The 23,576-nt window shown below is 60.3% G+C and carries 26 protein-coding genes and 1 pseudogene; 14 read left to right on the top strand and 13 right to left on the bottom strand.

The genetic code is table 11. The features are described 5' to 3' along the window. The 4 genes and pseudogenes from ASD01_RS23370 to kduI all read right to left on the bottom strand — a co-directional run. On the bottom strand, positions 1-449 hold a 449-nt coding region (locus tag ASD01_RS23370), incomplete at its 3' end, for an enolase-like domain-containing protein (RefSeq protein ID WP_458574506.1). A 20-nt stretch (positions 450-469) separates the two neighbouring features. Then, positions 470-1,381: pseudogene (gene kdgD / locus ASD01_RS23365) on the bottom strand (5-dehydro-4-deoxyglucarate dehydratase); the annotation flags it as partial. 192 nt (positions 1,382-1,573) lie between these two features. After that, positions 1,574-2,317, bottom strand: a complete 744-nt coding sequence (kduD, locus tag ASD01_RS23360) for a 2-dehydro-3-deoxy-D-gluconate 5-dehydrogenase KduD (protein WP_060644514.1) — start codon at positions 2,315-2,317, stop codon at positions 1,574-1,576. Continuing rightward, positions 2,314-3,138, bottom strand: coding sequence for a 5-dehydro-4-deoxy-D-glucuronate isomerase (kduI, locus tag ASD01_RS23355; RefSeq protein WP_060644513.1), 825 nt, complete (start codon positions 3,136-3,138; stop codon positions 2,314-2,316). Before kduI ends, kduD begins: the two co-directional genes overlap by 4 nt. 85 nt (positions 3,139-3,223) lie before the next feature. Here kduI and ASD01_RS23350 point away from each other — a divergent pair, with 85 nt between their 5' ends. From ASD01_RS23350 to ASD01_RS23310, 9 genes are all read left to right on the top strand, one after another. Continuing rightward, positions 3,224-4,018, top strand: a complete 795-nt coding sequence (locus tag ASD01_RS23350) for an NAD-dependent epimerase/dehydratase family protein (protein WP_060585989.1) — start codon at positions 3,224-3,226, stop codon at positions 4,016-4,018. 2 nt (positions 4,019-4,020) lie between these two features. After that, positions 4,021-5,538, top strand: a complete 1,518-nt coding sequence (locus tag ASD01_RS23345) for an aldehyde dehydrogenase (NADP(+)) (RefSeq protein ID WP_060585968.1) — start codon at positions 4,021-4,023, stop codon at positions 5,536-5,538. 83 nt (positions 5,539-5,621) lie between these two features. Beyond that, a complete protein-coding gene (locus ASD01_RS23340) occupies positions 5,622-6,359 on the top strand; it encodes a FadR/GntR family transcriptional regulator (RefSeq protein ID WP_060516792.1) in 738 nt (245 codons plus the stop codon). Between the two features lie 80 nt (positions 6,360-6,439). After that, entirely contained in the window at positions 6,440-7,180 is a 741-nt protein-coding gene (locus ASD01_RS23335) for a FadR/GntR family transcriptional regulator (protein ID WP_034801882.1), read from the top strand. A gap of 74 nt (positions 7,181-7,254) precedes the next feature. Further along, the gene (locus ASD01_RS23330) at positions 7,255-7,584 is read left to right on the top strand and encodes a cupin domain-containing protein (RefSeq protein WP_060517377.1); all 330 of its coding nucleotides are present in this window, start codon (positions 7,255-7,257) and stop codon (positions 7,582-7,584) included. A 95-nt stretch (positions 7,585-7,679) separates the two neighbouring features. Then, positions 7,680-8,702, top strand: coding sequence for an ABC transporter permease (locus ASD01_RS23325; protein ID WP_043619645.1), 1,023 nt, complete (start codon positions 7,680-7,682; stop codon positions 8,700-8,702). Further along, entirely contained in the window at positions 8,702-9,589 is an 888-nt protein-coding gene (locus tag ASD01_RS23320; protein WP_060644512.1) for an ABC transporter permease, read from the top strand. Before ASD01_RS23325 ends, ASD01_RS23320 begins: the two co-directional genes overlap by 1 nt. 4 nt (positions 9,590-9,593) lie before the next feature. After that, on the top strand, positions 9,594-10,430 hold the full coding sequence (locus ASD01_RS23315) for an ABC transporter ATP-binding protein (RefSeq protein WP_034801888.1): 837 nt from the start codon (positions 9,594-9,596) through the stop codon (positions 10,428-10,430). Continuing rightward, complete coding sequence (locus ASD01_RS23310; RefSeq protein WP_034801890.1) at positions 10,430-11,191, top strand: ABC transporter ATP-binding protein; 762 nt, start codon at positions 10,430-10,432, stop codon at positions 11,189-11,191. The genes ASD01_RS23315 and ASD01_RS23310 overlap by 1 nt, the downstream gene beginning before the upstream one ends. Positions 11,192-11,649: 458 nt before the next feature. On the opposite strand, the gene ASD01_RS23305 is transcribed toward ASD01_RS23310, so the two are convergent. From ASD01_RS23305 to ASD01_RS23295, 3 genes are all read right to left on the bottom strand, one after another. Beyond that, entirely contained in the window at positions 11,650-13,248 is a 1,599-nt protein-coding gene (locus ASD01_RS23305) for an ABC transporter substrate-binding protein (RefSeq protein WP_060644511.1), read from the bottom strand. Positions 13,249-13,338: 90 nt separating this feature from the next. Next, positions 13,339-13,968 carry an SGNH/GDSL hydrolase family protein gene (locus tag ASD01_RS23300; RefSeq protein WP_034801894.1) on the bottom strand — a complete coding sequence of 210 codons (630 nt, stop codon included), beginning with the start codon at positions 13,966-13,968 and terminating at the stop codon, positions 13,339-13,341. 17 nt (positions 13,969-13,985) lie between these two features. Continuing rightward, complete coding sequence (locus ASD01_RS23295) at positions 13,986-15,134, bottom strand: mandelate racemase family protein (protein ID WP_060516797.1); 1,149 nt, start codon at positions 15,132-15,134, stop codon at positions 13,986-13,988. A 654-nt stretch (positions 15,135-15,788) separates the two neighbouring features. On the opposite strand from ASD01_RS23295, the gene ASD01_RS23290 reads away from it, so the two are divergent. After that, positions 15,789-16,013 carry a hypothetical protein gene (locus tag ASD01_RS23290; protein ID WP_060644510.1) on the top strand — a complete coding sequence of 75 codons (225 nt, stop codon included), beginning with the start codon at positions 15,789-15,791 and terminating at the stop codon, positions 16,011-16,013. 101 nt (positions 16,014-16,114) lie between these two features. Here ASD01_RS23290 and ASD01_RS23285 read toward each other — a convergent pair whose 3' ends face one another. Together ASD01_RS23285 and ASD01_RS23280 are read right to left on the bottom strand one after the other, a co-directional pair. Beyond that, positions 16,115-16,618, bottom strand: coding sequence for an SRPBCC family protein (locus tag ASD01_RS23285; RefSeq protein WP_060644509.1), 504 nt, complete (start codon positions 16,616-16,618; stop codon positions 16,115-16,117). Continuing rightward, positions 16,611-16,958, bottom strand: coding sequence for an ArsR/SmtB family transcription factor (locus ASD01_RS23280; protein WP_060529540.1), 348 nt, complete (start codon positions 16,956-16,958; stop codon positions 16,611-16,613). The genes ASD01_RS23285 and ASD01_RS23280 overlap by 8 nt, the downstream gene beginning before the upstream one ends. A 138-nt stretch (positions 16,959-17,096) precedes the next feature. Between ASD01_RS23280 and ASD01_RS23275 the strand changes: the two genes are divergently transcribed. Together ASD01_RS23275 and ASD01_RS23270 are read left to right on the top strand one after the other, a co-directional pair. After that, positions 17,097-17,882 carry a L,D-transpeptidase gene (locus ASD01_RS23275; protein ID WP_060644508.1) on the top strand — a complete coding sequence of 262 codons (786 nt, stop codon included), beginning with the start codon at positions 17,097-17,099 and terminating at the stop codon, positions 17,880-17,882. A 37-nt stretch (positions 17,883-17,919) separates the two neighbouring features. Continuing rightward, a complete protein-coding gene (locus ASD01_RS23270; RefSeq protein WP_060516808.1) occupies positions 17,920-18,108 on the top strand; it encodes a hypothetical protein in 189 nt (62 codons plus the stop codon). A gap of 72 nt (positions 18,109-18,180) precedes the next feature. Here ASD01_RS23270 and ASD01_RS34965 read toward each other — a convergent pair whose 3' ends face one another. Both ASD01_RS34965 and ASD01_RS23265 read right to left on the bottom strand, forming a co-directional pair. Then, positions 18,181-18,666, bottom strand: a complete 486-nt coding sequence (locus ASD01_RS34965; protein WP_060585980.1) for a BA14K family protein — start codon at positions 18,664-18,666, stop codon at positions 18,181-18,183. Positions 18,667-19,026: 360 nt separating this feature from the next. Further along, complete coding sequence (locus ASD01_RS23265; RefSeq protein WP_060585982.1) at positions 19,027-19,938, bottom strand: LysR substrate-binding domain-containing protein; 912 nt, start codon at positions 19,936-19,938, stop codon at positions 19,027-19,029. Between the two features lie 122 nt (positions 19,939-20,060). On the opposite strand from ASD01_RS23265, the gene ASD01_RS23260 reads away from it, so the two are divergent. Both ASD01_RS23260 and ASD01_RS23255 read left to right on the top strand, forming a co-directional pair. Continuing rightward, positions 20,061-21,314, top strand: coding sequence for an aromatic ring-hydroxylating oxygenase subunit alpha (locus ASD01_RS23260; protein ID WP_060644507.1), 1,254 nt, complete (start codon positions 20,061-20,063; stop codon positions 21,312-21,314). Continuing rightward, entirely contained in the window at positions 21,304-22,389 is a 1,086-nt protein-coding gene (locus ASD01_RS23255) for an FAD-binding oxidoreductase (protein WP_060644506.1), read from the top strand. The genes ASD01_RS23260 and ASD01_RS23255 overlap by 11 nt, the downstream gene beginning before the upstream one ends. Before the next feature lie 45 nt (positions 22,390-22,434). On the opposite strand, the gene gfa is transcribed toward ASD01_RS23255, so the two are convergent. Together gfa and ASD01_RS23245 are read right to left on the bottom strand one after the other, a co-directional pair. After that, positions 22,435-23,007, bottom strand: a complete 573-nt coding sequence (gene gfa / locus ASD01_RS23250; protein WP_060585987.1) for an S-(hydroxymethyl)glutathione synthase — start codon at positions 23,005-23,007, stop codon at positions 22,435-22,437. Positions 23,008-23,125: 118 nt separating this feature from the next. Beyond that, a partial coding sequence (locus tag ASD01_RS23245; RefSeq protein WP_156623696.1) for a zinc-binding dehydrogenase occupies positions 23,126-23,576 on the bottom strand: 451 nt, incomplete at its 5' end.

Raw genomic sequence — 23,576 nt, 5'->3', positions numbered from 1 at the left:
AGCGCATTGTCGGAGACCCGGTCGACGCCATCGCGCTTGAAGCTGCCGGTCGCATAGGCGCGCACGCTCTCGCGCCAGCGCCCGCCAAGCAGCATGGARACGGAGGCRCGATAATGTTTGCCCTTGATATCCCAGAGCGCGATATCGATGCCGGAAAGGGCGGTRAYCGCAAGCCCGCGCTGCCCCTGATCGCGCAGCGCGTTGTAGAGGATMGCCCAGAGCTTTTCCGTCTGGCGCGGRTCCTGGCCGATCAGCCAGGGCGTGTACGCCGCAACCACCGCCGCATTCGGCCGCGCCGGGCCGAGGCACTCGCCCCAGCCGATCGTGCCGTCGTCGCACTCGATCTCGACCAGCACATGGGCGCGACGGTCAAAACGCATGGAGGCGCTTTCGAACGRCACGGCCAGCCGATGTTCGAGAAGGTGGGTGCGGACGGCGACGATCTTCATGGGCTATCCTCGCAAAACGCTCATTTCYGACGCTTGTTCGCACCGATGAGCGCGTCGAGYATGGCGACTTCCTCCTCGGTCAAGTCTTTCAGCGGCGCACGCACCGGACCGGCATCAAAACCCTGCAGCCGCACGCCGGCCTTGATCGCCGACACCGCATAGCCCTTGGCGCGGTTGCGGATGGCCATGAACGGATAGAAGAASTCGTTGAGGATGCGCTCGCAGGTGGCGCGCTCGCCGGCGCGAAGGGCGGCATAGAATTCATTGGCAAGGCCCGGCACGAAGTTGAAGACGGCCGAGGAATAGGTGGTGAAGCCGGCACCGAGATAGGCCTCGGCAAACAGTTCCGCCGTCGGCATGCCGCCGAGATACATCAGCCGGTCGCCCATCTTGGCGGTGACCTGGCGCACCAGCCCGATGTCGCCGGTGCCATCCTTGAAGCCGATCAGGTTCGGGCATTCGTCGCACAGCCTTGCAAGCGTGTCGGCCTGCAGCACCGCGTTGTCGCGGTTATAGACCATGACGCCGATGCCGACCGACTGGCAGATCTTCTTCACATGGGCATAAAGCCCTTCCTGCGGCGCATCGATCAGATAGTGCGGCAGAAGCAGGATGCCGTCGGCACCGACGCGCTCGACCGAACGAGCGATGTCGACCGCCATCTCCGTGCCATAGCCGCAGCCCGATACGATCGCCGTGTCGCCGGAAACGTCCTTGGCCGCCCTGACGATGCCGGGGATCTCGTCCGGCTTCAGCGAAAAGAACTCGCCGGTGCCACCGGCCGCAAACAGAACCGGGGCCTTGTAGCCGGCCAGCCACTCGACATGCGCCCGATAGCTGTCCGGCGCAAACCGACCCTCCGCATCGAAATGCGTCACCGGGAACGAAAGCAGGCCCGATCCAAGCGCGGCCTTGATCTGCTCAGGGTTCATNATAGCTGTCCGGCGCAAACCGACCCTCCGCATCGAAATGCGTCACCGGGAACGAAAGCAGGCCCGATCCAAGCGCGGCCTTGATCTGCTCAGGGTTCATAACGTTGATTTCCTCTATGGTTGATAGCCCCAGATAATCGGGATATCACACCAATGTCAATAGTCATCATACAACTCATCATACAAGTTATTTTAGCGCGCCAGCCAACCGCCATCGACATTCAACACCGCACCATGGATGTAGTTCGCAGCCGCCGAAGACAGAAACACGGTCGCACCCGCAATGTCTTCGGAGCGCCCCCAGCGGCCCGCCGGAATCCGCTCGAGTATTGCCTTGCTACGTTCAGGATCTGCCCTTAGAGCCTCGGTGTTGTTGGTCTCGATATAGCCGGGCGCAACCGCATTGACGTTGATGCCTTTTGACGCCCATTCGTTGGCGAGAAGCTTCGTGACGCCCACAACGCCATGCTTGGCGGCGGTGTAGGACGGTACGCGAATTCCGCCCTGGAAGGAAAGCAGCGACGCGATGTTGACCACCTTGCCGGACATGCCCTTCGCAAGCAGCTCCTTGGCAAAAGCCTGGGTCGTGAAGAACAGTGCCTTGAGGTTCACATCCATGACTGCATCCCAATCAGCTTCGGAAAAATCAACCGCGTCAGCGCGACGGATGATTCCGGCGTTGTTGACGAGAATGTCGAATTCCGCACCGGCAAATACTCCGGTTGCCGCCATCGGATTGGCGAAATCAAGCGCCAGTGCAGTCGCCCTTCCCCCGGCCTTGTCGATGAGCGCAAGGGTCTCGTCGGGCGCCCTGCGCGCGGCGCAGACAACCTCAGCGCCCGCCTGAGCCAGGCCAACCGCGATCGCTTGGCCAAGACCAGTATTCGCCCCGGTGACGAGAGCCTTATGTCCTTCGAGAGAAAAGAGGTTTTTCATCGCAGATCCGCCGGTTGAATGAAATCCATATCCGTGTAATCGACGTTGTCGCCGGCCATCGCCCAGATGAAGGTATAAGAGCCGATGCCCGCGCCCGAGTGGATCGACCATGGCGGCGAGATCGCGCCTTCCTCGTTGGCGATAAACAGATGCCTCGTCTGCTGTGGCTCACCCATCAGATGGAGCACGCGAGATTTTTCGTCCATACCGAAATAGAGATAGGCCTCCATGCGGCGATCATGCACGTGGGAGGGGATCGTGTTCCAAACGGAGCCGTCTTCGAGCGTTGTGTAGCCGAGCACGAGCTGGCAGCTTTCCATCACGAGTGGGTGGATGAACTGATTGATGGTCCGCTTGTTGGAGGTTTCCATCGCGCCAAGCTTGACCTCCTTGCTTTCACCGAGTGTCACAAGCCGCGCCGGCAGGCTGCGGTGCGCCGGGCAGGAGACGATGTAGAAACGTCCGCGTCCGGCAAACGTCACCGCACCAGAACCGGCCCCGAGATAGAGCACATCGCCGCGGTTGAGCGCGTATGTCTCATCACCGGCTGTCACCGTACCGGCCTCACCGATGTTCACGATACCCATTTCGCGCCGGTCAAGGAAGGACGGCGTCTTCGTTTCCTCGACCCGATCGAGCGTCAGCGCAGCACCGTTAGGAACGGCACCTCCCATAACGAAGCGATCGTAGTGCGTGTAGACGAGCCGGATCTCACCGGGGCGGAACATATCCTGCGCCAGGAAATGCTTACGCAGGCCTTCTGTATCGAGCGCTCGCGCATAGTCCGGATTAACGGCCTGCCTTGTTTCGACGGTCAGCATTCGGTCCTCCTTTGAGGTATTGCGAACAAGAGATAATACATGTAAGTCCGTATTGTATGATAACGTGTTCAAGGTCAAGACCCGAATGAAACGCCTCCTGATCACGGGCGCGGCTGGCGCGCTTGGCCGCGCCTTGCGACCGCGACTGGCGTTGCTTGCCGAAACAATCCGTCTTGCCGACATCGCACCGGCTGATGTCACCGGCCCCAACGAGGAATGGATGCACTGCGATCTCGCCGAACCATGGGCCGTCGACGCGATGGTGGCGGGCTGCGACGGTATCGTGCATCTGGGCGGGATTTCCGTCGAACGCCCGTTCGACGAGGTTGTCACCGGCAACATCGTCGGCCTCTACAATCTCTACGAGGCCGCGCGCGCCCATGGCTTGCCCCGCATCATCTTTGCAAGTTCAAACCACACGATCGGCTACTATCCGCAGACTGATCGACTTGGGCCCGATGCACCGTTTCGCCCCGACGGGCTCTATGGTGTGTCCAAATGCTTCGGTGAATCGCTCGCCCGCCTGTACTTCGACAAGTTCGGACAGGAGACAGCACTGGTGCGCATCGGCTCCTGTACAACTGAGCCGATGGACCATCGGATGCTGTCGACCTGGTTTTCTCATGGCGATTTCGCATCGCTGATCGAAGCCGCTTTCCGCTCCCCAGTGCTTGGTTGCCCAGTCATTTGGGGCGTTTCAGCAAACGACAGCTGCTGGTGGGACAATTCGCATCTGGCTTGGCTCGGCTGGAGGGCGAAAGACAACGCCGAGGCCTGGCGCGAGAAAATCGAAACGAACGTGGCTAAACCAACCCTCGACAAATCAATGGCGCGCTTTCAAGGCGGTGCCTTTACCGACAATCCTATCTTCAAGGAGTGACAATGACCTTCACCCCTCACGGCAAACACCTGGTTGCGGGCGAGTGGATCGCGACCGAGCAGACATTCAGCAGCGAACCGGCCCATGGCGCCGCGTTTGACTTTTCCGTCGGCACGCCGGATCTGGTCGACAGGGCCGCAAAATCGGCCGAGGATGCCTTCTGGTCTTATGGCCATTCAAGCCGGAAAGAGCGCGCGGCTTTTCTAGAAACGATTGCCGATGAGATAGAAAGCCGCGGGGCGGCCATTACCGAGATCGGCAGTGCAGAAACCGGTCTGCCGCCCGCCCGGCTAGAAGGAGAACGTGGACGCACCACCGGCCAGCTCCGACTATTTGCAGCCCATCTCGGAAAGGGCGACTATCTCGACAGACGCCACGATGAAGCGCTGCCGGACAGAAAGCCCCTCCCGCGCCCCGACATCCGACTGCTTCAGCGACCTGTCGGTCCGGTTGCGGTGTTCGGTGCCTCCAATTTTCCGCTGGCTTTCTCGACAATGGGCGGCGATACCGCGTCGGCCCTTGCCGCCGGGTGCCCGGTCATCGTGAAGGGCCATTCAGCCCATCCTGGGACGAGCGAAGTGGTTGCCGAGGCTGCCCACGCAGCGATCAGGAAGCAAGGGCTTCACCCCGGCGTATTCTCACTCATCCAGGGCGGTCGCCGGGACGTCGGCACTGGCCTCGTTACACATCCCCTCATCAAGGCCGTCGGCTTTACCGGCTCGCTTGCGGGTGGCCGCGCGCTTTTCGACCTATGTGCGAAGCGCCCGGAACCAATCCCCTTCTTCGGCGAACTGGGTTCGGTCAACCCGATGTTCATCCTGCCCGAAGCCGGCAAGGTCCGCTGCGAGGAAATCGCCAAGGGTTGGGCAAGCTCGTTGACGATGGGCGCCGGACAATTCTGCACCAATCCAGGCATTGCCGTGATCGCAGCAGGCGAGGCGCCAGCGTTTGCGGAAAGCGTGCGTGCGGCGCTTTCGCAGATCGGCGCACAAGTGATGTTGACGGATGGAATTGCCAAAGCGTATCGCGATGGGCGCAATCGCATCGCCTCAGGCAGCGGCGTTCGCGACGTCTTTACATCCAGCTGCGATCGGCGCAACGTCACACCCAATCTCTTCCTCGTCTCTGCACGGGACTGGCTCGCCAACCATACGCTTTCAGAAGAAGTCTTCGGCCCGCTCGGCCTCATCGTCACGGCCGAAAGCATTGAAGAACTGGTCGTCGTCGCCCAGAGTTTCGATGGCCAGCTGACTGCAACTCTTCATCTCAACGACGGAGACACCGATCTTGCACGCCAACTTATGCCGATCCTGGAGCGCAAGGCCGGCCGTCTTCTCGTGAACGGATTTCCCACGGGCGTGGAAGTCTGCGACGCCATGGTTCATGGCGGGCCCTATCCGGCCTCTACGAATTTCGGCGCGACCTCGGTCGGAACTATGGCGATCCGCAGGTTTCTGAGGCCCGTATCCTATCAGAATGTACCTGACGGGCTTTTGCCTGCTGATTTGCTATCGGATTGAGGAGCGATTGCCTCGTCCGCCATCTTTGGCGTATCCAGAGATAAAGCGGCAGGTGCCGCCACATCCTGGAACCGGGCAACCACATGACGATAGCGACTGCTTCCGATACGAACGCCCCGCAGCCCAGGACCCTGGTGGCAAAGGTTACCGACGTTCTGCGCTCCCATATCGCCGAGGGCCGCTACCGGCCCGGCGACCGCCTGCCATCAGAGGCGCAACTGACCAAGGAATTTAACGTCAGCCGCACTGTCGTAAGAGAAGCGATTGCAGCACTGCGTTCCGACGGATTGGTCGAGGCACGACATGGCGTCGGCGTTTTCGTGCTGGAGCCTGCCCCGGCCGCAAGAAATTCGTTTCACAACGTCGATCTCGCCCGCGTCTCATCATTGATCGAGATGCTGGAAATCAGAACGGCAGTCGAAGGCGATGCGGCCGGGTTGGCCGCGCTTCGCCGCTCCCCGGGACAGGAAGGCAAAATTATCGAAGCGTTCGAAGCATTTCGCATCCGCGCCGAAAGTGGTGAGCCGACCGCCGAAACCGATTTTGCTTTTCATCTCGCCATTGCCGAAGCGACGAACAATCCAAGGTTTGCCGAGTTTCTCCATGTGCTCGGGCCGGCTGTCATCCCGCGCCGTGCGGTCGCCCGCGAGGGAGAGGAAGCCGCCCTTCCCTCCGTCGAGATGCGCCGGCTTCTCGATGAACACGAGGCGATACTCGACGCGGTCCAAAGCGGGGATGAGGAACAGGCTCGCGCGGCCATGCGCGATCACCTGAAGAACAGCCAGACACGATATCGCTCCATGCTGCGAACCTTGCGCTAGCACTGGTTGAGAGAGCCGCACTTGCATTCGAACAGATTACGACTAACATGCCAGACAGGTTTGAGCATGTTGGGACGAAAATGGAAGCCGTAAACACTATGGAGCGTGGCACGTCGCTTGCGGCAAAAATCAGCGCCGCGCTGCGTCGCGATCTGGCAGAAGGCGTGTTTCGCCCCGGCGACCGGCTTCCGAGCGAAAGCGCTCTGACGCGCGAGTATTCCGTCAGCCGCACAGTCGTAAGGGAAGCGATTGCCATCCTTCGCGCCGACGGGCTGGTCGAAGCGCGCAAGGGCGCCGGCATATTTGCCCTTGAGACAAAGCCGGAAAAGGAGCAGCCTTTCAAGGATTTGAAGACCGAGCGGATTTCGTCGGTCATAGAGCTTCTTGAACTTCGGACGGTTTTCGAGGTGGAATCGGCAGGGCTGGCGGCCGCGCGCCGTTCACCCGCCCAGATCGAAACCATCCTTGAAGCCCATCATCGTGTTGGCGAGTGCCTGGCAACTGGCAATCCTACGCGCGATGCGGATTTCGAGCTTCACCTGGCGATTGCGGAAGCCACGCAAAACCGGCGTTTTCCGGAGTTTCTCCAACTGATCCGTACTGGCATCATTCCGCGCGGCGAGTTGCAGGGATCTGCGCCGGGGTCGCGCCCGAAGGACTACAACCTCCATCTTCAGGAAGAGCATGGCCAGATCGTTGAGGCAATCATCGAAGGCAATGCTGAAGCGGCGCGCGAGCGCATGCGCGCCCACTTGCGGGGAAGCCTTGATCGGTACAACGCGCTCTTGCGTTCCCGCACCATGAGCCCCGACGCAATTTAATAGACGCGCAGAGTTGTCATACAGGCAAAAGGACATGTATGGTGATGTTGTCATACATCACCTATGAGGTCCGCATGTCTCTTCCTACTTTCCCCACGATTTCGACCGATACCGGCGTCACCCGCCAGGTGCTTTCAGATTCGCCTGAGCTCATGGTCGTCTCCTTTCGCTTCGAAAACGGTGCAAAAGGCAAGCTCCACCGCCACCCGCACGTGCAATCGACCTATGTGGCGCGCGGCAAATTCCGCTTCTTTCGCAATGGCCAGACCTATGAATTGAAGACTGGCGACAGCCTCGTAATCCCCGGAAACACGGAACATGGCTGCGAATGCCTGGAGGCAGGAGAGCTCATCGACTGCTTCACACCCCGCAGAGATGACTTCCTCTCCGTCAGCTCTGCTTGACACTCGACATAACCTGTGACAGGTTCAGTGAAAGTTGTCATACAGGATTGGAGCCTGTAACGCCTCACCGCAGGCGACTGACAAACGGAGGAACCATGTCAATTCGTCGCCTACGCTTCCACGGCGTGGCCGGGCAGGTCGGGACCATTGCGGTCACGTTGCTCGGCCTTCTGCTCCTGACGTTCTTCATCGGCCGCCTTATGCCTGCCGATCCGGTCCGCGCGATCGTCGGGGAGGACGCAACCCGCGAGACCTACGAACAGGTCTATCGTTCGCTCGGGCTTGATCGACCTCTTTGGGAACAATTCGCCTACTATCTTGGAGACGTTTTCACCGGCAACTTCGGAACCTCCATCCGCACGGGCCAGCCGGTCATTCAGGATATCCTGCACGTGATGCCGGCAACGATCGAGCTTGCGACCTTCGCAATCCTCATCGGAGCCGGCCTCGGCGTTCCGCTCGGAGTGCTTGCTGCCGTCAACAAGGACCGCTGGCCCGACCATGTCGTGCGCGTCTTCAGCCTGTTCGGGCACTCCATGCCGATCTTCTGGACCGGCATGATCGCGCTTATCGTCTTTTATGCTTATCTCGGCCTCGTCGGCGGCAGCGGACGCATGGACCAGTTCTATATTGGCCTTGTCGAGGAGCGGACCGGATTCCTGCTGATCGATAGCCTGATCGCCGGCGAAATGGATGTGTTTTGGTCGGCCGTCAACCACATCATCCTGCCGGCGTCGCTGCTTGGCTACTCCTCGTCCGCCTATATCACGCGCATGACCCGCAGCTTCATGCTGGATCAGCTCGGTCAGGAATATGTCACGACGGCGCGCGTCAAAGGCCTTTCTCGCAGCCAGACGATCTGGCAGCACGCCTTCATCAACATTCGGGTGCAACTGGTCACCATCATTGCGCTTGCCTATGGCTCGCTGCTCGAAGGCGCCGTGCTGATCGAGACGGTCTTCGCGTGGCCGGGCTTTGGCCAATATCTCACCAATAACCTCATTACCGGCGACATGAACGCCGTCATGACCTGCGTCCTGATCGTCGGGATCATCTTTATCGCCCTCAATCTTCTGTCCGACGTTCTCTATCGCATCTTCGACCCGAGGACACGCTGATGACCACCCAAGCTGAAACTGCGTTCCGCTTGCCGGCTCCGCTTTACGCACTCAAGAACATCGTGCGCTTCCTGTTGAAGAGCCCAACCTCGACCTTCGGTCTTGCGGTCCTGGTGCTGCTCGTCCTTGTCGCAACCTTCGCGCCGCTGATTGCCACCCATGACCCCTATGCCCAGAACCTCGCAAACACGCTGCAGGCGCCTGGAAATGGACATCTGTTCGGCACCGACGAGCTTGGTCGTGACATCTTCAGCCGCCTGGTCTGGGGCTCGCGTATCACGCTTACGATTATCTTCCTCGTCTCGATTGTCGTTGGCCCAATCGGGCTCGTCATCGGCACGACTGCCGGCTATCTCGGCGGGAAGGTCGATACCGTGATGATGCGGATCACGGACATCTCTCTCTCCTTCCCGAGCCTCATTCTTTCGCTCGCCTTCGTTGCAGCGCTGGGTCCAAGCCTGAACAACGCCATTATCGCGATTGCGCTGACCTCTTGGCCACCGATCGCACGCCTCGCGCGCGCAGAGGCAATGACCTTTCGCAAGGCGGACTACATCTCGGCAGCCAGGCTCCAGGGCGCATCGGCCACACGCATCATCGTCAAGTCGATCATGCCCATGTGCCTGCCCTCGGTGCTCATTCGCCTGACACTGAACATGGCGACCGTTATCCTGACGGCTGCCGGTCTCGGTTTTCTGGGGCTCGGCGCCCAACCTCCGCTGCCGGAATGGGGCGCGATGATTGCGACAGGCCGCAAGTACATGCTGGACAGCTGGTGGCTCGTCACCTTCCCGGGTGTCGCCATTCTTTCGGTCAGCCTCGCTTTCAACCTTCTCGGCGACGGGCTGCGCGATGCGCTCGATCCGAAGCAGATGAACCGGAGGTAGACCGATGAGCCAAGACATTCTTCAGGTCGAAAACCTCCGCATCCGCTATGGCGGCGCAGCGACCGATGCCGTGCGCGGCGTGTCCTTCACCCTCGGCCGCGAACGCCTTGGCATCGTTGGCGAGTCCGGTTCCGGCAAATCGACTGTCGGACGGGCCTTGCTGCGACTTCTGCCGGGCGCCACGATTACCGCCGACACGCTGCGCTTTGCCGAGCTTGATCTGACAGCCCTTTCGGAAAAGGAACTGCTCAAGGTTCGCGGCCGGCGCATGTCCATGATCCTTCAGGATCCGAAATTTTCTTTGAACCCTATTCGCCGGGTCGGTGACCAGGTGGCGGAAACCTATCTGCGGCATTTCAATTGCACCAAGGCGGAGGCGCGTGAAAAGGCGCTCGCCATGCTGTCGGCAGTCAAGATCCGCGACCCGGAGCGCGTTTATGACCAGTATCCGCACGAGATATCCGGCGGCATGGGGCAGCGCGTGATGATTGCCATGATGCTGCTTGCTGATCCCGAGCTCGTCATCGCCGACGAACCGACCTCCGCACTCGACGTCACGGTGCGACTTCAGGTGTTGAACATTCTCGATGGGCTGGTGCGGGATCGCGGCATCGGGCTCATCATGATCAGTCACGACTTGAACCTTGTACGCAATTTCTGCGATCGCGTACTCATCATGTATGCCGGCCGTATCGTTGAAACGCTGGCCGCCCGCGATCTCGACAAGGCCCAACATCCCTACACCCGTGGCCTGCTGGCAGCTCAGCCGCGGATCGGCGGCCCACGCGCACCGCTCCGCGTGCTCGATCGCCGTCCCGAATGGCTGGAGGAGAAAGCCTGATGTCTGTCTCTATCGAAGTTCGCGATGTCTCTATCACCTTCGGTAGCGGTCCCACCGCGGTCAAGGTGTTGCCAACCGTCACCTTCTCCGTGGCGCCGGGCGAATGCTTCGGCCTCGTCGGCGAAAGCGGATCAGGCAAGTCCACGGTCCTGCGTTGCATCTCTATGCTGACCGACATCTGGACCGGCGACGTACTGATCGGCGGCAGGTCGGTGCGTGACATGCCGCTGATTGAGCGTTGCCGCACGCTGCAGATGGTCTTCCAGGATCCCTACGGTTCGCTGCATCCACGCCAATCGGTTCGCACGGTGCTGAACGAGCCTCTCGTCATCCACAAGCTCGGCGACCGGGAGGAGCGCATACGCAAGGCAATCACGGATGTGGGGCTGCCGGTCTCCTTTCTCGATCGCTTCCCCCACCAGCTCTCGGGCGGCCAGCGCCAGCGTGTTGCGATCGCGCGGGCGCTGATCCTCGAACCTTCCCTGCTGCTCCTAGACGAGCCGACGTCGGCGCTCGATGTTTCGGTGCAGGCGGAAATCCTGAACCTGCTTCAGCGTCTGCGTGAGGAGCGCGGCTTCACCTACATCATGGTGACGCACGATCTGGCCGTCGTGGACCATATGTGCGACCGTTTCGCGGTCATGTTGCGCGGAGAAATCACCGAAGTGCTGCCGCGCGAGGCGATCCCCGGCAACCAGGCAACCCACGCTTACGCGCGTGAGCTGATCGGCGCCTCGCTGGAGTACGAAGGCTCGCACTGAGCAAGCCGCATCTCCTCCCAAAAGAAGACTTCTCCTCCCCAACTCGCCCGGTCCTGTGCCGGGCTTTTCCTTGCCTGATGGCCCCGGTTGAGGACTATCGGGTGTCTGAGCTTGCCAATGATCCCGGGTGCACGCCTGCGACCTTTTCGGCGAGTGCAGCCCGGGCATGTGAACCTGGCCGCGGCACGCTTGCCAATCGCTGCCCCTCCCCAGACGTACCGGTGATGAAGGTCTTCGCGAGGCGAGGGCGATGGGTAGGCAACCACGCAAATCCGCACAGATGAGGAATACTTCGGCTTCAAGCGAGAGGAAACCGAACAGCGGCAGCCACGGGGTGACGTTGCCGATTTCGTTCGGCAACGCGTTGGCGCCCGGCCGACGGCACTTTTCAATGCAAAAAGAAGGCGCATGGTCACATGCGCCTTCTTTCCTTCATTTCATTAAATTCCTGGAGCCGATCACCGCTCCTTGGTGACACCTTCGAAGCGCGAGAGCCAGGGGCTGACGATCATCCCTTTCACGTCGCTGCGGTACGCGGCCGTGTCGACCACTTCCGAGAAGGGTTGGATCGACATGACGACCTCGTCCATGTACTGCTGCACGCCCTCGTAGAGCTTGGCCTGCTTGGCCTGGTCGCGCTCAACCAGGGCCTCTTCGATCATCTTGTTCAGCTTCTCGTCATAGAAGCTGGTGCGCCAGCTCTGATAGTTGGTGAGCTTGGCATCGTCCGAATTGTCGGGATTGTAGGCGATAGAGCGTAAATTGTTGTCGGGGTGCGGCTGCTGGCCACCGCCGCCGCGGCCGAGAAGCAGTTCAAAGTTCCGTTCACGCATCGCGCCGTAGATCTGGTCGCCCGAACCGCTGATGAGCTCCGCCTGGATGCCAGCCTGGCTCAGCGTGTTCTGGATGGCCGTCGCAGCCTTCATGAAAGGATCTTCAGACAGCACACGCAACGTCGTCTTAAAGCCGTCCGGGTAGCCTGCCTCGGCAAGCAGCGCCTTTGCCTTGGCCACATCCAGTTTGTAGCCTTCGTCCGGCAGCACGCCGAGGACGCCTGTCGACAAGGGCCGCTGATGCAGCTTGCCGTAGTAGGGCATGACAGCCTTGTCGAGACCCTCGTAATCGATCAGGTAGCGCAGTGCTTCACGCACTTTCTTGTTGGCGAAGCGCTCATCCTTCATCGAGACGCTGAGGTAGTAAAAACCCGAGCCTGGTGTCGATGCGATGGCGATCGCCTCATCGGCCTCGAGCGACTTCAGGTCCGGCGCCTGCAAGGAATAGGCAACGTCAATGTCGCCTTTTTCCAGAAGCAGCCGCTGCGACTGCGATTCCGGCAGATGGCGCATCAGCACCCGCTTCATTGCGGCCTTTTCACCCCAGTAGTCGTCGTTGCGCGTGAGGATGATGTACTCGTTCGATTTCCACTGCGTGAGCGTGAATGGGCCGGAACCGGCGGAGTTCAGGGTCAGCCAGGCGGCGCCAAGATCGCCGTCCTTCTCGTTTTCGAGAACCGTCTTGCTGTCGAAGATGGAGCCAGGTCCGTTCTGCGCAAGGATCATCAGCAGCAGGTTCGGGTCGTCGGGTTTCGGAAGATTGATAACGAAGGTGTGGTCGTCTTCGGCGACGAAGGCTTTGTCGGCTTCTTCGAGCGTGAAGCCCCTTGTTTTCAGGAAAGAAGACTGCGCGAGATTACGCGCAAGCAGGCGCTTCAGGCTCCAGGCAACATCCTGAGCCGTGACGGGATTGCCCGACGCAAATTTCGCATCGCTACGCAGGTGAAAACGAATTGAATTGCGATCGGCGGAGACCTCCCAGCGCTCGGCAAGGCGTGGCTGGACACTGCGGTCCTTCGGCGAAAGGATGACCAGCGTATCGTAGATGTTGTTGAGGACCTGTACGGTCTCGCGGCCAGTGATGGCAGCGGGATCGAGCGTCAGGATGTTGCTCATTGTCGTTGCGACGACGAGTTGATCTTCCGGAGTTTCGGCGAACACGCCGTGTGGCGTTGAAGCGATGAGAAGCGCGCCGAACGCGACCGTTGCTAGAAAGCGTTTCATGTTTCCTCCTATTGCGGCCGCCCATGCGGGAGTTCGGCCTTCCGGTTACAAGTTCTGCCCCACCTGTTCCTCCACAGGCACCAGGACAGATCAGCCAAGAATTTCGGCAACGGGTGCTGCGAGCGCCCGGCCAATCGCCGCCGTGGCAGCGGCTTCCAGATGGACCCCATCGACCCGCGAGGCGTGTGCGACAGAGCCGGCATCAAAGAAGGCGTGTCCAAGTTCATCTGCGAGCTTGCGGTAGAGCGGAGAAAGCCGCTCTGATTCAGCAATGCTGCGTCCCGCCGCTGGCACCCCGCCCGGACCGGCGCAACAGGGTGGAGGGGCGACGATCAGCATTTTTGGCCTCGCACCACTTGGCTTGTAGGGAAAAGTGTCGATGATTTGCGCCAACCGGCGCACGCCGGAGACCGCTCCCTCCGCCCGCCCGCCATGCACGGGCTTGATGTCATTTGTACCGAGCATCACGATGATGAGGTCGAGCGGCATGTGGCTTGCGAGCGCCACTTGCAGCGCCTTGGCCCCATTGCGGCACGCCGGTCCACCATGGTCGTCATAGCAGGTTGTGCGGCCACCAAGTCCTTCGGGAATGACCTTTGCCGCACCGTTGAGTTCACGCGAGAGCACCTCGGGCCAGCGGCCTTCAGGCGGATGGCGTAGCCCGGTCTGCGGATCCGCTCCCCACGTCAGGCTGTCTCCAAAAGCGAGAATGGTTTTCATGAAAGATACCCCGCTTCTCACCGCACGCGGTTGTTCTCGATGAACTCGAAGTTGATATCCTCGCCGAGCCCCGGCCGAGCTGGGACATGGACATAGCCCTCGCGATCCATTGGATCGGACAATGACTTTAGGTAGTCGTGCCCGTCGTCGTATTCGAGGAACGGGTGAAGCAGCCCGCGTTCGTACCAGCGGCAATTCTTCGTCGCCGCGACGACATGCAAGTTCATCGCCGTATTGCCGTGTACCTCGCACTCCATCCCGAAGGCCTCGGCAAGATGCATCGTTTTTAATGCCGGCGTGATGCCGCCCACGTCATTCACCCCGGTCCGCAAGATGTCGCAGGCGCCCGCCTTGATCCATTCGGCACGGTGCCAATGCTTGCCGCCAGCGCTTTCCGGACCAACGACGGGGATATCGAGATTGTCGGCCAGCCACTTGTAGGAAGACAGCGACTGCTCATCCATCGGCTCTTCGATCCAATCGAAGCCGAGCTTTTCCAGTCCCCGCCCCAACTCGAGCGCATCCGTGCGCGAGTACCAATGAAAGGCGTCGATCATCAGGCGGATATTCGGTCCGACGGCTTCGCGCACGGCCGCACAGGCCTTGATGTCCATTTTCACATCCGGCGCCCAGCTGACAGGCGGCATCCAGGTGTGCAACTTGATGCCCTTATAGCCGCGCTTGACGAGAGCTTCGGCAAAGCGACCATAGTCTTCAGGTGTTGCGAGCCCCCCTTCCAGTTCGTCGCCGCACATGATGGAACCGTAGGCCAACACCTTATCGCGATAGCCGCCCACCAACTTGTATACAGGTTGCTTCAAACTCCGCCCGGCGAGGTCCCAAAGGGCGCAGTCGACCACCGCGAGCGTGCGATCCGTCAACTGCGCGGCCGATCCGCGTTGCCAATGGGCAAGGTCCTGCCAAAGCCGCTCGCGATCTCGGTGGTCCTGGCCAATCAGGACTTTCTTGACGAATTTGTCGATGACATGCGACCGCACGATTTCCGGCGCCGTGAAGGAATGCCCCTCATGGCCGTCCTCCGTGCGAACAGTCAGCATAGCTTGCTCTACCTGGTGCGGCGGGCCTGGATGCGCGTGACCGGCGCTGTCCGAATGGCGGCGCGTGGTCGTGCGGAAAACCCGCACTTCGACGTCAGTGATGATCATTGGTCCTCCGGCATGTGAAAGGCGCGGCCTGGCCACACCAACTTGTCTAGGGCTAGATTAGACAGATATCAGTCAACCTGTCAAACCTGTATGACATGTTTTTAGAATATACCTGATAAGGACCCGGCCATCCTGTGATTTCGCATAGATCGGGACCCAAGCCATGATGCGAGCGGAGCGACAACTTCGTGCTTCAGCAGGGCGAGCGACCGGCCAACGTGTGAGATCAACATTGACGTGCCGAACGAGGGGAACATGCGCAACAGCAACGGAAACGACCGTCCACTCGCGGGCCGGGTAGGTTTCCAGTCAGCCCCCGAGGATCCAGACGTGAAATTGCCCTCGATTGGAAATCGCGCTGGCTTGTAGCAACGCTCGGCAGACCCGTCCTGATCCGGGTTTCTTCATGGTTACGCACCGCTGAGCAGGGCTTCTGGTAGAAATCGAAGGCTGTGTCACCGGAAGCGCCACAGTGTGGGACCCCATTCCTTCACGACACGCTTTGGAAGCACAAATGCGGCGGCGAGACTGCCCTATCCTTTTTGACTGCGGCTGCTACCAACGAAGGGCTATCGAAAGCACTCCCCGTCCGCACGATGTAGCTCTGATCCTTCGCATACCTTCGCCATCACCTCAGCGGACAGCCTTGCAAAGATGACCTTGAACGAAGCAGATCCTCGCCGAAAATACGCTGTCCGCTATCCGGACGGACTGACATCACGAGAAGCAATCGCCCTGCTCGAGCAGGCATGCGCCGACGTCGCCCCGAACCTAACACTGAGCGAAATGAGTGACGGAGCCACGGTCGAGGGCGAGCCCTGGCACGTTCTGTCGGTCTGCTTGGCGCTGCCGCTGTTCGAGTTGACTGAGATACTCTAGCCGCCCTCGCCAGCTATGCGCCTTTGCCCCAGCCCCCCCAACGGCCGTGAAGTCCGCGTCAAAGGACCAGACGTCTACCGGGGAGCGTTTCCCGATCTGTGCTACTCGCCGGTGCTGGAAAGCAATTCGTCGAGCTGATCCAACTGCTCGGGCAATGCGGCCGCCCCGCTCTGCAGTGCTTCCTCAAGCGCTTCCTTGGACGGATAGACTTCGTGGAAAGTCAGCAACGTTCTGCCGCCCTCGTCCTTAAAGGTCACGGTCGTGATTGCGCCCTCTTCGCCCTCATCGTTGGTCCAGACGATGCGCTCGTTCGGCACCACCTCAAGATACTTGCCATAAAAGGCCATGGTGTCCGAACCGCCGGCGCCGAATTCCAGCCGATACCTGCCGCCCGTACGCACGTCCATCTGGCACGATACGAGCGAAACGCCAGGTGCCGATTTTGGCACCCACCAGCGCTGGAACAGCTCGGGCTGGCTCCACGCCCGGTAGACCATGCTCGGCGGCGCATTGAAGGTCCGCGTTACGACGAGTTCGCGGTCCCCTTTGCGCTCGACTGACGTGCGGTTCTGCGCGCCAGCGGCTTTGTTGACTTGCTCATTCATCGCTTACCTCCCGTTTCAGTTCGCTGATGATCTCGTCCAGTGCTTCGAAGCGGGCCTCGAAGAGTTTGCGATGCGCCTCGATCCACTCGGCCTCCGCCTCAAGGCCACGTTTCCCAAGCTTGCAGGTTCTCACCCGTCCGACCTTCTGCGTGACGACGAGCCCCGCCCGTTCGAGAACCTGGACGTGCTTCTTCATGCCGGTCAGTGTCATCTGGAACTTGTCCGCCAGACTGGTGATCGACGCGTCCCCTTGCCCAAGTAGATCGATGATCCCGCGACGGGTCGCATCGGACAGCGCCGCGAACGAGAGATCGAGAGGGGCATTATAATACTGAACCATGTAGTTCAGTATTTAACTTGCTTCCGAAGGAAACGCAAGCGGCGCGGCGGGGGACGCTTTCACTTCTTTTTAACCATGAATCGTGAAACTGCGCCGATCCGGAGGCATGATGCCGACGTTCGTCTAGGGTAAAAGTGCATGCGTAACCCACAAGATCAGAAGCTCACTTCCGGCGCGACCAATTCGGAACCCGGCTACCTCATCACCCGCCGTGCCCTGCTTTCGAACCTCGGCGTCATGACCCTGCTTGGTGCCTCCGGTTGCTCGCAGTCCCTCGAACTCCCATCGCTCGAGCCGTCCAGTCGGATGTCGACTGCGGGCGTTGACTATATGTCGACCGGGGCAATCCCACCGATCAGTGTCGACAGCAACATCACCGACAACAGCACGATGTATGCCTCGCTGACCGACAATGGCTTCGTCATCCCGGCAATCCCATTCCAGAAAGTCAAACCGGAATTCCGTCGTCAGATCGTTCGCGACCCTACCGGCGAGGCGCCGGGCACGATCGTGGTGAGGCTTAGCGAGCGGCATCTCTATTGGGTGCAGGAAGGTGGCGAAGCGGTCCGCTACGGTGTCGGCATCGGCAAGGCCGGCTTCGAGTGGAGCGGGCGGGCAGAGATCCAGTATACGAAGGTGTGGCCGACCTGGACGCCGCCCAAAGAGATGATTGCGCGCAAGCCGGAGCTGGTGAAATGGACGGGCGGCCAGCCGGGTGGCCTCGACAACCCGCTCGGAGCCCGGGCACACTATATCTTCAAAGACAGCCAAGACACCGGCTATCGCGTGCATGGCTCACCGGAGTGGTGGACCATCGGCACACAGGCATCTTCCGGTTGCGTACGCATGATCAACCAGGACGTTGTCGATCTCTACAACCGGGTCAAGGCGTCGCCGACCAAAGTCCCGATTGTCGTCGCATAAGAGGGCGCTTCGAGCCCATTTCTAACGGTCACGCGGGATGCCAAACACCCGGGCCGATGCGGATGCGGATAAAGCCGCCGCCACCGCGGCCGAAATCGAGCGGCAAGGTGAAAGCCAGCAATTGACGGCCCGAGCAGCCGTGGAGACGGGGCAAGAAGTAGAGCCCCTCCTAGCAGGCGGCATGATCCCCCAAATTCTGGGCCGCCACTTCAAGAAACGCGGCTGAAGCAGCGACCACCACGGTGTCGGAGAGCATCGAAGCGACCCGACGCATTCTCGCAACCGGGCGCCTCGCTGGTCAGTAGTACGGCGACACACATTCCTGGCGCGGCCCATAATAGGGTTGGAAGGAGTTGTCGTAGGCACGGTATGAACGATAGCGGTCATAGCACCATTCGACATGCGACGACGGCGCGTTGGAATAGACCCGCCGAGGCGGTGAGGCGATCGCGCCACCGATGATCACTCCTGTCCCGAATGCGGCCAGGGGATACCACCATCCATCACTGTGACGACGGTACCCGTCGCGGCGGTACCGGTAACCCTCATAGCCATTGTAGTAGCCGTAGCGTGGAGCCGCATTGTAACGGTTGCCGCCGTAACGGTAGACGTCGTAGCCGCGCTTGTGCGGAGGTCCGCCGTAATGACCTGGCTTATGATGGATCAAATCGACCGGCTGGGAAGTCGTCTGCCCAGCGGAAACAGAGAACATCGGCGCCGCCTGCGCCGACACCGCCGATAGCGCCGTACCGGCGGCCAAGAGTACTGCACCTATTTTCTTCATAATTTCCCACCTACAGCGTCAAAGTGATCGGTATTCGACCCCTAACGGGCCAAACGGGCTCGGCACCATGCAGGTGCCACCGATCGTCAACAGATCGAATCCCTTCGACGAACTTAGTCAACGCGAGAGGTTCTGCCATAGGACCTCAGTCCGATGGCAGCCGGCAAAGGTCTTATGTGCTCGGCAAGCGCAGCGGTTCGCACCAAAAGAAGAAGGCGCATGTTTTATTCCGAAGCGGCCTCGGCCCGCCGTCGAGGAGCATTTAGCGATCAGCAGACGGCCGTCGCTCAGTGTCTAAAACAGAAGAGTGGCGGAAGGCGCTAAATTGGCCCCCCGCGACCGCAAGTTACGGACGATTTCTCATTCAGCAATTGCAGAGACCTCGCGCAGCCACTCGATGAACAGCCGTCCGCTTTCCTTTTTCGGTCTTCTCGCCGGCACCACGACAAAATATGCCGCCCTGGTGCGAATGGAGGCTTCGGTAAGGCGGACCAAACGAGTTTGCCGAATAAGGTCGGAGACAAGGCGGTTCCAACCGAGCGCAATGCCTTGCCCGTTCATCGCCGCATAAATGGCTTCCGTATAGAAGCTGCATCGCAGGCCGCGGGCGCGTTTCGGCGCCTTTACGGAAAATGCTGCAAGCCATTCATCCCAGCCCGTCCATGTCGGGTCATCAATATCGCTCGTAATCAGCGGATGATTGATGAGGTCTCCCGGCGTGCGGATCGGATCCGCGGTGGCCAGATAATCTGCACTGCAAATCGGGAAAACCTCGTCCTCGAACAAGAACTCCGCCTGGCCGTCCGGCCAGGTGCCGGTCCCGTAGCGGATCGCCAGGTCCACATCGCTAGCCTCGATGCTCGTTCGGGCATCTTGTGTGATGATGCGAAGCTTGATTTCGGGATAGGCTCGAGAAAAGGCAGCGATCCTTGGAAGCAGCCAGAAATGTGAAAAGGAGATGGTCGCTGCAATTGCCAGCTCGTCATCTGCTCCCTCCGACCGAAGATCCGCAACGGTGTCGGCAATAAGATTGAACGCGTCGCCGGCCGCTGCGGAAAGCAGCCGGCCTTTATCAGTCAGTTCGATCTTGCGATGAAGCCGCCGAAACAAGGGGAACCCAAAGTCCTCTTCGAGCAAATGGATCTGTCTGCTTATAGCCGCCTGCGTCACGCCGAGTTCCGTCGCGGCCCGTGTGAAGCTCGACAATCGAGCCGCTGCCTCAAAGGCCGTGAGCGCGGTGAGCGGCGGTAGTTTCTTCCTCAGGTTGACCATCTTGGATCCATTACATTTGGTAATGTGAAACGCGCATATTTGTGCCGTTGAGCGACTGCCGCGCCTGAGCGATCCTCTTTGTGGAGCCCGTCGAGCTTCCGATCGGAACATAAGGTGGAATTATGCTGCAGACATTTGCTTCTCCCATATCATCGCTGCTTGATGCAAGAGCGGACGTCCATTCGCTTCCCGCCGGTCTCTACACGCGAGAGGATGTCTTCGAGGCGGATCTGGAGGTCTTTTTCCGCCGGCACTGGATCTGCATTGGGCTTGAATGCGATGTACCGGAGCCGGGCGATGCAACCGTCGTCGATATTGGCAAGACCAGCCTCATCCTCCTGCGCGACGATGACGGCGGGATCCGCGTCATGCACAATGTCTGCCGCCACCGAGGCGCCCGACTGCTCGATCCAGGCAAGACGATCGTTTCGAAGCTTGTCTGTCCCTACCACACCTGGACCTATGAGCTTTCCGGTGAACTGAGCTATGCGCCCCATATGGGCAAGAGCTTCGACAAGGAATGCCGCAGCCTCAAGCCCGTGATCTTCAAGTCGGTTGGCGGCCTTGTTTATGTCTGCCTTTCGAACGATCCGCCCGAAGATATTGAGCGTCTCGTCGGGGTCATGGCAGAACGGCTTGCTCCCTACGATATTGCCAACGCCAAGGTCGCGTATGAATCCGATGTCATCGAACAAGGCAACTGGAAGCTCACGATCGAGAACAACCGTGAATGCTACCACTGTTCCGCCAACCATCCCGAGCTCTGCGTCTCCTTCGTCGACCTCGATTTCGGCTTCGATCCGGACGCTTTGAGCCCGGAAGATCGCGCCCAGGCGGAGGAGCATTTTTCGCTCTATGAGGAGCGCACCAGGCGGTGGGAGGCAGATGGCTACCCCTCCGCGGCGGTCGAGCAACTGGTGGACTGCACCACCAACTTTCGGACGCAACGGCTGATCATTTCGGGGGCGGGCGAATCCCAGACGCCCGACGCGACCGCTGCCTCGGCAAAGCTGCTCGGCACGATGTCGCGCAAGGATCTCGGCGACATGCATCTCTGGGGTCACAACAGCTGGAACCACTTCATGGGCGACCACGCCGTCGTTTCGATCGTCATCCCGCTCTCGGCCGACAAGACGCTCGTGCGGACGAAATGGCTTGTGCACAAGGATGCCGTCGAGGGGGTCGACTACGATCTCGAAAAGCTCACCAACGTCTGGATCGCCACAACCGAGCAGGACGCCGAACTGGTCGCCCGCTCCCATGCCGGCGTCGAAGATCCCGCTTACGTGCCGGGTCCCTACTCGCCCTTCTCCGAAACAAACCTCGACAAATTCGCGTCGTGGTACATCGACCGGATGCGCGCCCATGGATACTAAGAGCAACTTTTCTCCCGCCGGGCGTCTCGAGCCGAGCGATATCTGGAGCCGCGACGCGGACGAGGACCTGGTCTGCATCGATGTCCATCAGGAAACACACGACGTGAAGACCTTTACCTTTGCGTCCACCGAAGGCAAACGTTTTGCCTTCGAAGCCGGTCAGTATTTCCTGTTCGACCTCGATATCGAGGGCGAGCCGGAAAGCCGCTGCTACAGCATCTCGTCCTCGCCGAAGCGCAGCAATGCGTTCTCGGTGACCGTCAAGCGCGTCGCCGACGGCAAGATCTCGAACTGGCTTCACGATCGGCTCACGGTCAACGCCAAGGTCAAGGCGAACGGTCCTCTCGGCCAGTTCATTCGCCCGAACGGTCGGAAGTACCTTTTTCTGTCGGGAGGGTCGGGGATCACACCGATCATGGCGATGGTTCGCGAATTGGCCGATACATGCGAGCCTGTCGACGTCGTCTTCATGCACGCGGCGCGAACCCCGAAGGACCTCATCTTCCGCGACGAACTCGCGTCACTCGCCAACCGGATGAAGGGCCTGCGCTTGCAGTTTCTGCCGGAAGTCGTTACCGGCGAAACCAACTGGCATGGCCTGACGGGACGCATATCGGCTGCTTACTTGCAGCTTGCTGTTCCCGATATCGCCGAACGCATTGTCATGTGCTGCGGCCCTGCGCCGTTCATGGCGGCCGCGCGCACGATCGCTGCCGAACTCGGCGTTCCGCAATCCAACTACATCGAGGAGAGCTTCGATGCGGCCGTGATCGACACCCCGGATATTCCTATCGTCGATCAGCCGGCGACCCGAACGTTCCAGGTCGAGTTCTCCAAACAGGGCCGCAAGATCGAAATCGGGGGCGAGCAGACCGTGCTTTCCTGCGCAAAGAAAGCGGGCGTAAAACTCGCCTCATCGTGTTCGAACGGCGTCTGCGGCACGTGCAAGTCCAAGCTCGTATCGGGTTCGGTCGAGATGAACCACAATGGCGGGATAAGGCAACGAGAGATCGATGCGGGGCTTTTCCTTCCTTGCTGTTCGAAGCCGCTCAGTGATCTCGTCGTCGATCGCTAGGCTTGGCCTAGCGATCGACATAGCGGACAGTCAGCGGTCTGACTATTAGGCAGGAAGCGCGCCGCTCTTCTTGGCCGCCCAGGTGGCGAGAACGTCCATCAGGACTGGGTTGAGACAGTCATAGGGTTCGAGGCCCAGTTCGCGCAGCCGCGCGCGCATGCTGTCCATTTTTGCCGGATCGTAGCCGCTCTCGATGATCGACGATACGAAGGCGGCAAAACCCGGTTTTGCCCAGCCTGCCTCCTGGAAGCGCTCAGGATGAACGAAGGAAAGCCCCTTGAACGCGTGGTCACGCTCGACCGGGCCGTACATGTGTACGCCGCAATCCTTGCACGCATGGCGCTGGATCAGCGCCGCCGGGTCCACGACCGCAAGCTTGTTGCCGTTTTCCAGCACCTCGACGTTGGCCGTCGGTGCGACGGCAACGACCGAAAACACCGCACCTTCGGGTTTCCAGCACTTTGTGCAGCCGCAAGCATGGTTGTGGGCGATATCACCCTTGACGCGCACTTTCACGGGATTGCTCGCGCAGTTGCAGACCAGCGTGCCGCCGGAAAAGGCAGCGTCCGTCGCCTTGAACCCGCTGTCGAGGGATGGATGGATCGCAATGCTTGGCATGGGCTTCTCCTCCTTCTGGCCGGCGCACAATGCCCGGCTGCTTGTTGGCGCCGCCGGCTAGATCACGCTGCGGCGCAAAAAGTGCATTTGCAGTCTGGAAACGGTCCTCAACCCGCGCTCAGTATAACACCACGCTGCGAATGCTCTCGCCCGAATGCATCAGTTCGAAGCCCTTGTTGATGTCTTCGAGCGGCATTGTGTGGGTGATCATCGGGTCGATCTCGATCTTGCCTTCCATGTACCAGTCGACGATCTTCGGCACGTCGGTGCGGCCGCGCGCACCGCCAAAGGCGGTGCCCATCCAGCTGCGGCCGGTGACGAGCTGGAACGGCCGGGTGGAAATCTCCTGGCCGGCGCCGGCAACGCCGATGACCACCGACTTGCCCCAGCCGCGATGCGAGGCCTCGAGCGCCTGGCGCATCACCTTGGTGTTGCCGGTGCAGTCGAAGGTGTAGTCGGCGCCGCCGATCTGGTCGGCGCCGCGCTTGGTCATGTTGACGAGGTAAGGCACGATGTCGTCGCCGACCTCCTTCGGGTTGACGAAGTGGGTCATGCCGAAGCGTTCGCCC

It is taken from the genome of Ensifer sp. Root423 (assembly GCF_001426275.1).
Taxonomy (GTDB): Bacteria; Pseudomonadota; Alphaproteobacteria; order Rhizobiales; family Rhizobiaceae; genus Ensifer; species Ensifer adhaerens.
This window is presented reverse-complemented; position numbering and strand designations above follow the sequence as displayed.

Excerpts from the sequence above, each read along its gene's own strand:
- kduD (WP_060644514.1), bottom strand. The coding sequence starts at position 2,317 with ATGAAAAACCTCTTTTCTCTCGAAGGACATAAGGCTCTCGTCACCGGG.
- kduI (WP_060644513.1), bottom strand. The coding sequence starts at position 3,138 with ATGCTGACCGTCGAAACAAGGCAGGCCGTTAATCCGGACTATGCGCGA.
- ASD01_RS23350 (WP_060585989.1), top strand. The coding sequence starts at position 3,224 with ATGAAACGCCTCCTGATCACGGGCGCGGCTGGCGCGCTTGGCCGCGCC.
- ASD01_RS23345 (WP_060585968.1), top strand. The coding sequence starts at position 4,021 with ATGACCTTCACCCCTCACGGCAAACACCTGGTTGCGGGCGAGTGGATC.
- ASD01_RS23340 (WP_060516792.1), top strand. The coding sequence starts at position 5,622 with ATGACGATAGCGACTGCTTCCGATACGAACGCCCCGCAGCCCAGGACC.
- ASD01_RS23335 (WP_034801882.1), top strand. The coding sequence starts at position 6,440 with ATGGAAGCCGTAAACACTATGGAGCGTGGCACGTCGCTTGCGGCAAAA.
- ASD01_RS23330 (WP_060517377.1), top strand. The coding sequence starts at position 7,255 with ATGTCTCTTCCTACTTTCCCCACGATTTCGACCGATACCGGCGTCACC.
- ASD01_RS23325 (WP_043619645.1), top strand. The coding sequence starts at position 7,680 with ATGTCAATTCGTCGCCTACGCTTCCACGGCGTGGCCGGGCAGGTCGGG.
- ASD01_RS23320 (WP_060644512.1), top strand. The coding sequence starts at position 8,702 with ATGACCACCCAAGCTGAAACTGCGTTCCGCTTGCCGGCTCCGCTTTAC.
- ASD01_RS23315 (WP_034801888.1), top strand. The coding sequence starts at position 9,594 with ATGAGCCAAGACATTCTTCAGGTCGAAAACCTCCGCATCCGCTATGGC.
- ASD01_RS23310 (WP_034801890.1), top strand. The coding sequence starts at position 10,430 with ATGTCTGTCTCTATCGAAGTTCGCGATGTCTCTATCACCTTCGGTAGC.
- ASD01_RS23305 (WP_060644511.1), bottom strand. The coding sequence starts at position 13,248 with ATGAAACGCTTTCTAGCAACGGTCGCGTTCGGCGCGCTTCTCATCGCT.
- ASD01_RS23300 (WP_034801894.1), bottom strand. The coding sequence starts at position 13,968 with ATGAAAACCATTCTCGCTTTTGGAGACAGCCTGACGTGGGGAGCGGAT.
- ASD01_RS23295 (WP_060516797.1), bottom strand. The coding sequence starts at position 15,134 with ATGATCATCACTGACGTCGAAGTGCGGGTTTTCCGCACGACCACGCGC.
- ASD01_RS23290 (WP_060644510.1), top strand. The coding sequence starts at position 15,789 with ATGACCTTGAACGAAGCAGATCCTCGCCGAAAATACGCTGTCCGCTAT.
- ASD01_RS23285 (WP_060644509.1), bottom strand. The coding sequence starts at position 16,618 with ATGAATGAGCAAGTCAACAAAGCCGCTGGCGCGCAGAACCGCACGTCA.
- ASD01_RS23280 (WP_060529540.1), bottom strand. The coding sequence starts at position 16,958 with ATGGTTCAGTATTATAATGCCCCTCTCGATCTCTCGTTCGCGGCGCTG.
- ASD01_RS23275 (WP_060644508.1), top strand. The coding sequence starts at position 17,097 with ATGCGTAACCCACAAGATCAGAAGCTCACTTCCGGCGCGACCAATTCG.
- ASD01_RS23270 (WP_060516808.1), top strand. The coding sequence starts at position 17,920 with ATGCCAAACACCCGGGCCGATGCGGATGCGGATAAAGCCGCCGCCACC.
- ASD01_RS34965 (WP_060585980.1), bottom strand. The coding sequence starts at position 18,666 with ATGAAGAAAATAGGTGCAGTACTCTTGGCCGCCGGTACGGCGCTATCG.
- ASD01_RS23265 (WP_060585982.1), bottom strand. The coding sequence starts at position 19,938 with ATGGTCAACCTGAGGAAGAAACTACCGCCGCTCACCGCGCTCACGGCC.
- ASD01_RS23260 (WP_060644507.1), top strand. The coding sequence starts at position 20,061 with ATGCTGCAGACATTTGCTTCTCCCATATCATCGCTGCTTGATGCAAGA.
- ASD01_RS23255 (WP_060644506.1), top strand. The coding sequence starts at position 21,304 with ATGGATACTAAGAGCAACTTTTCTCCCGCCGGGCGTCTCGAGCCGAGC.
- gfa (WP_060585987.1), bottom strand. The coding sequence starts at position 23,007 with ATGCCAAGCATTGCGATCCATCCATCCCTCGACAGCGGGTTCAAGGCG.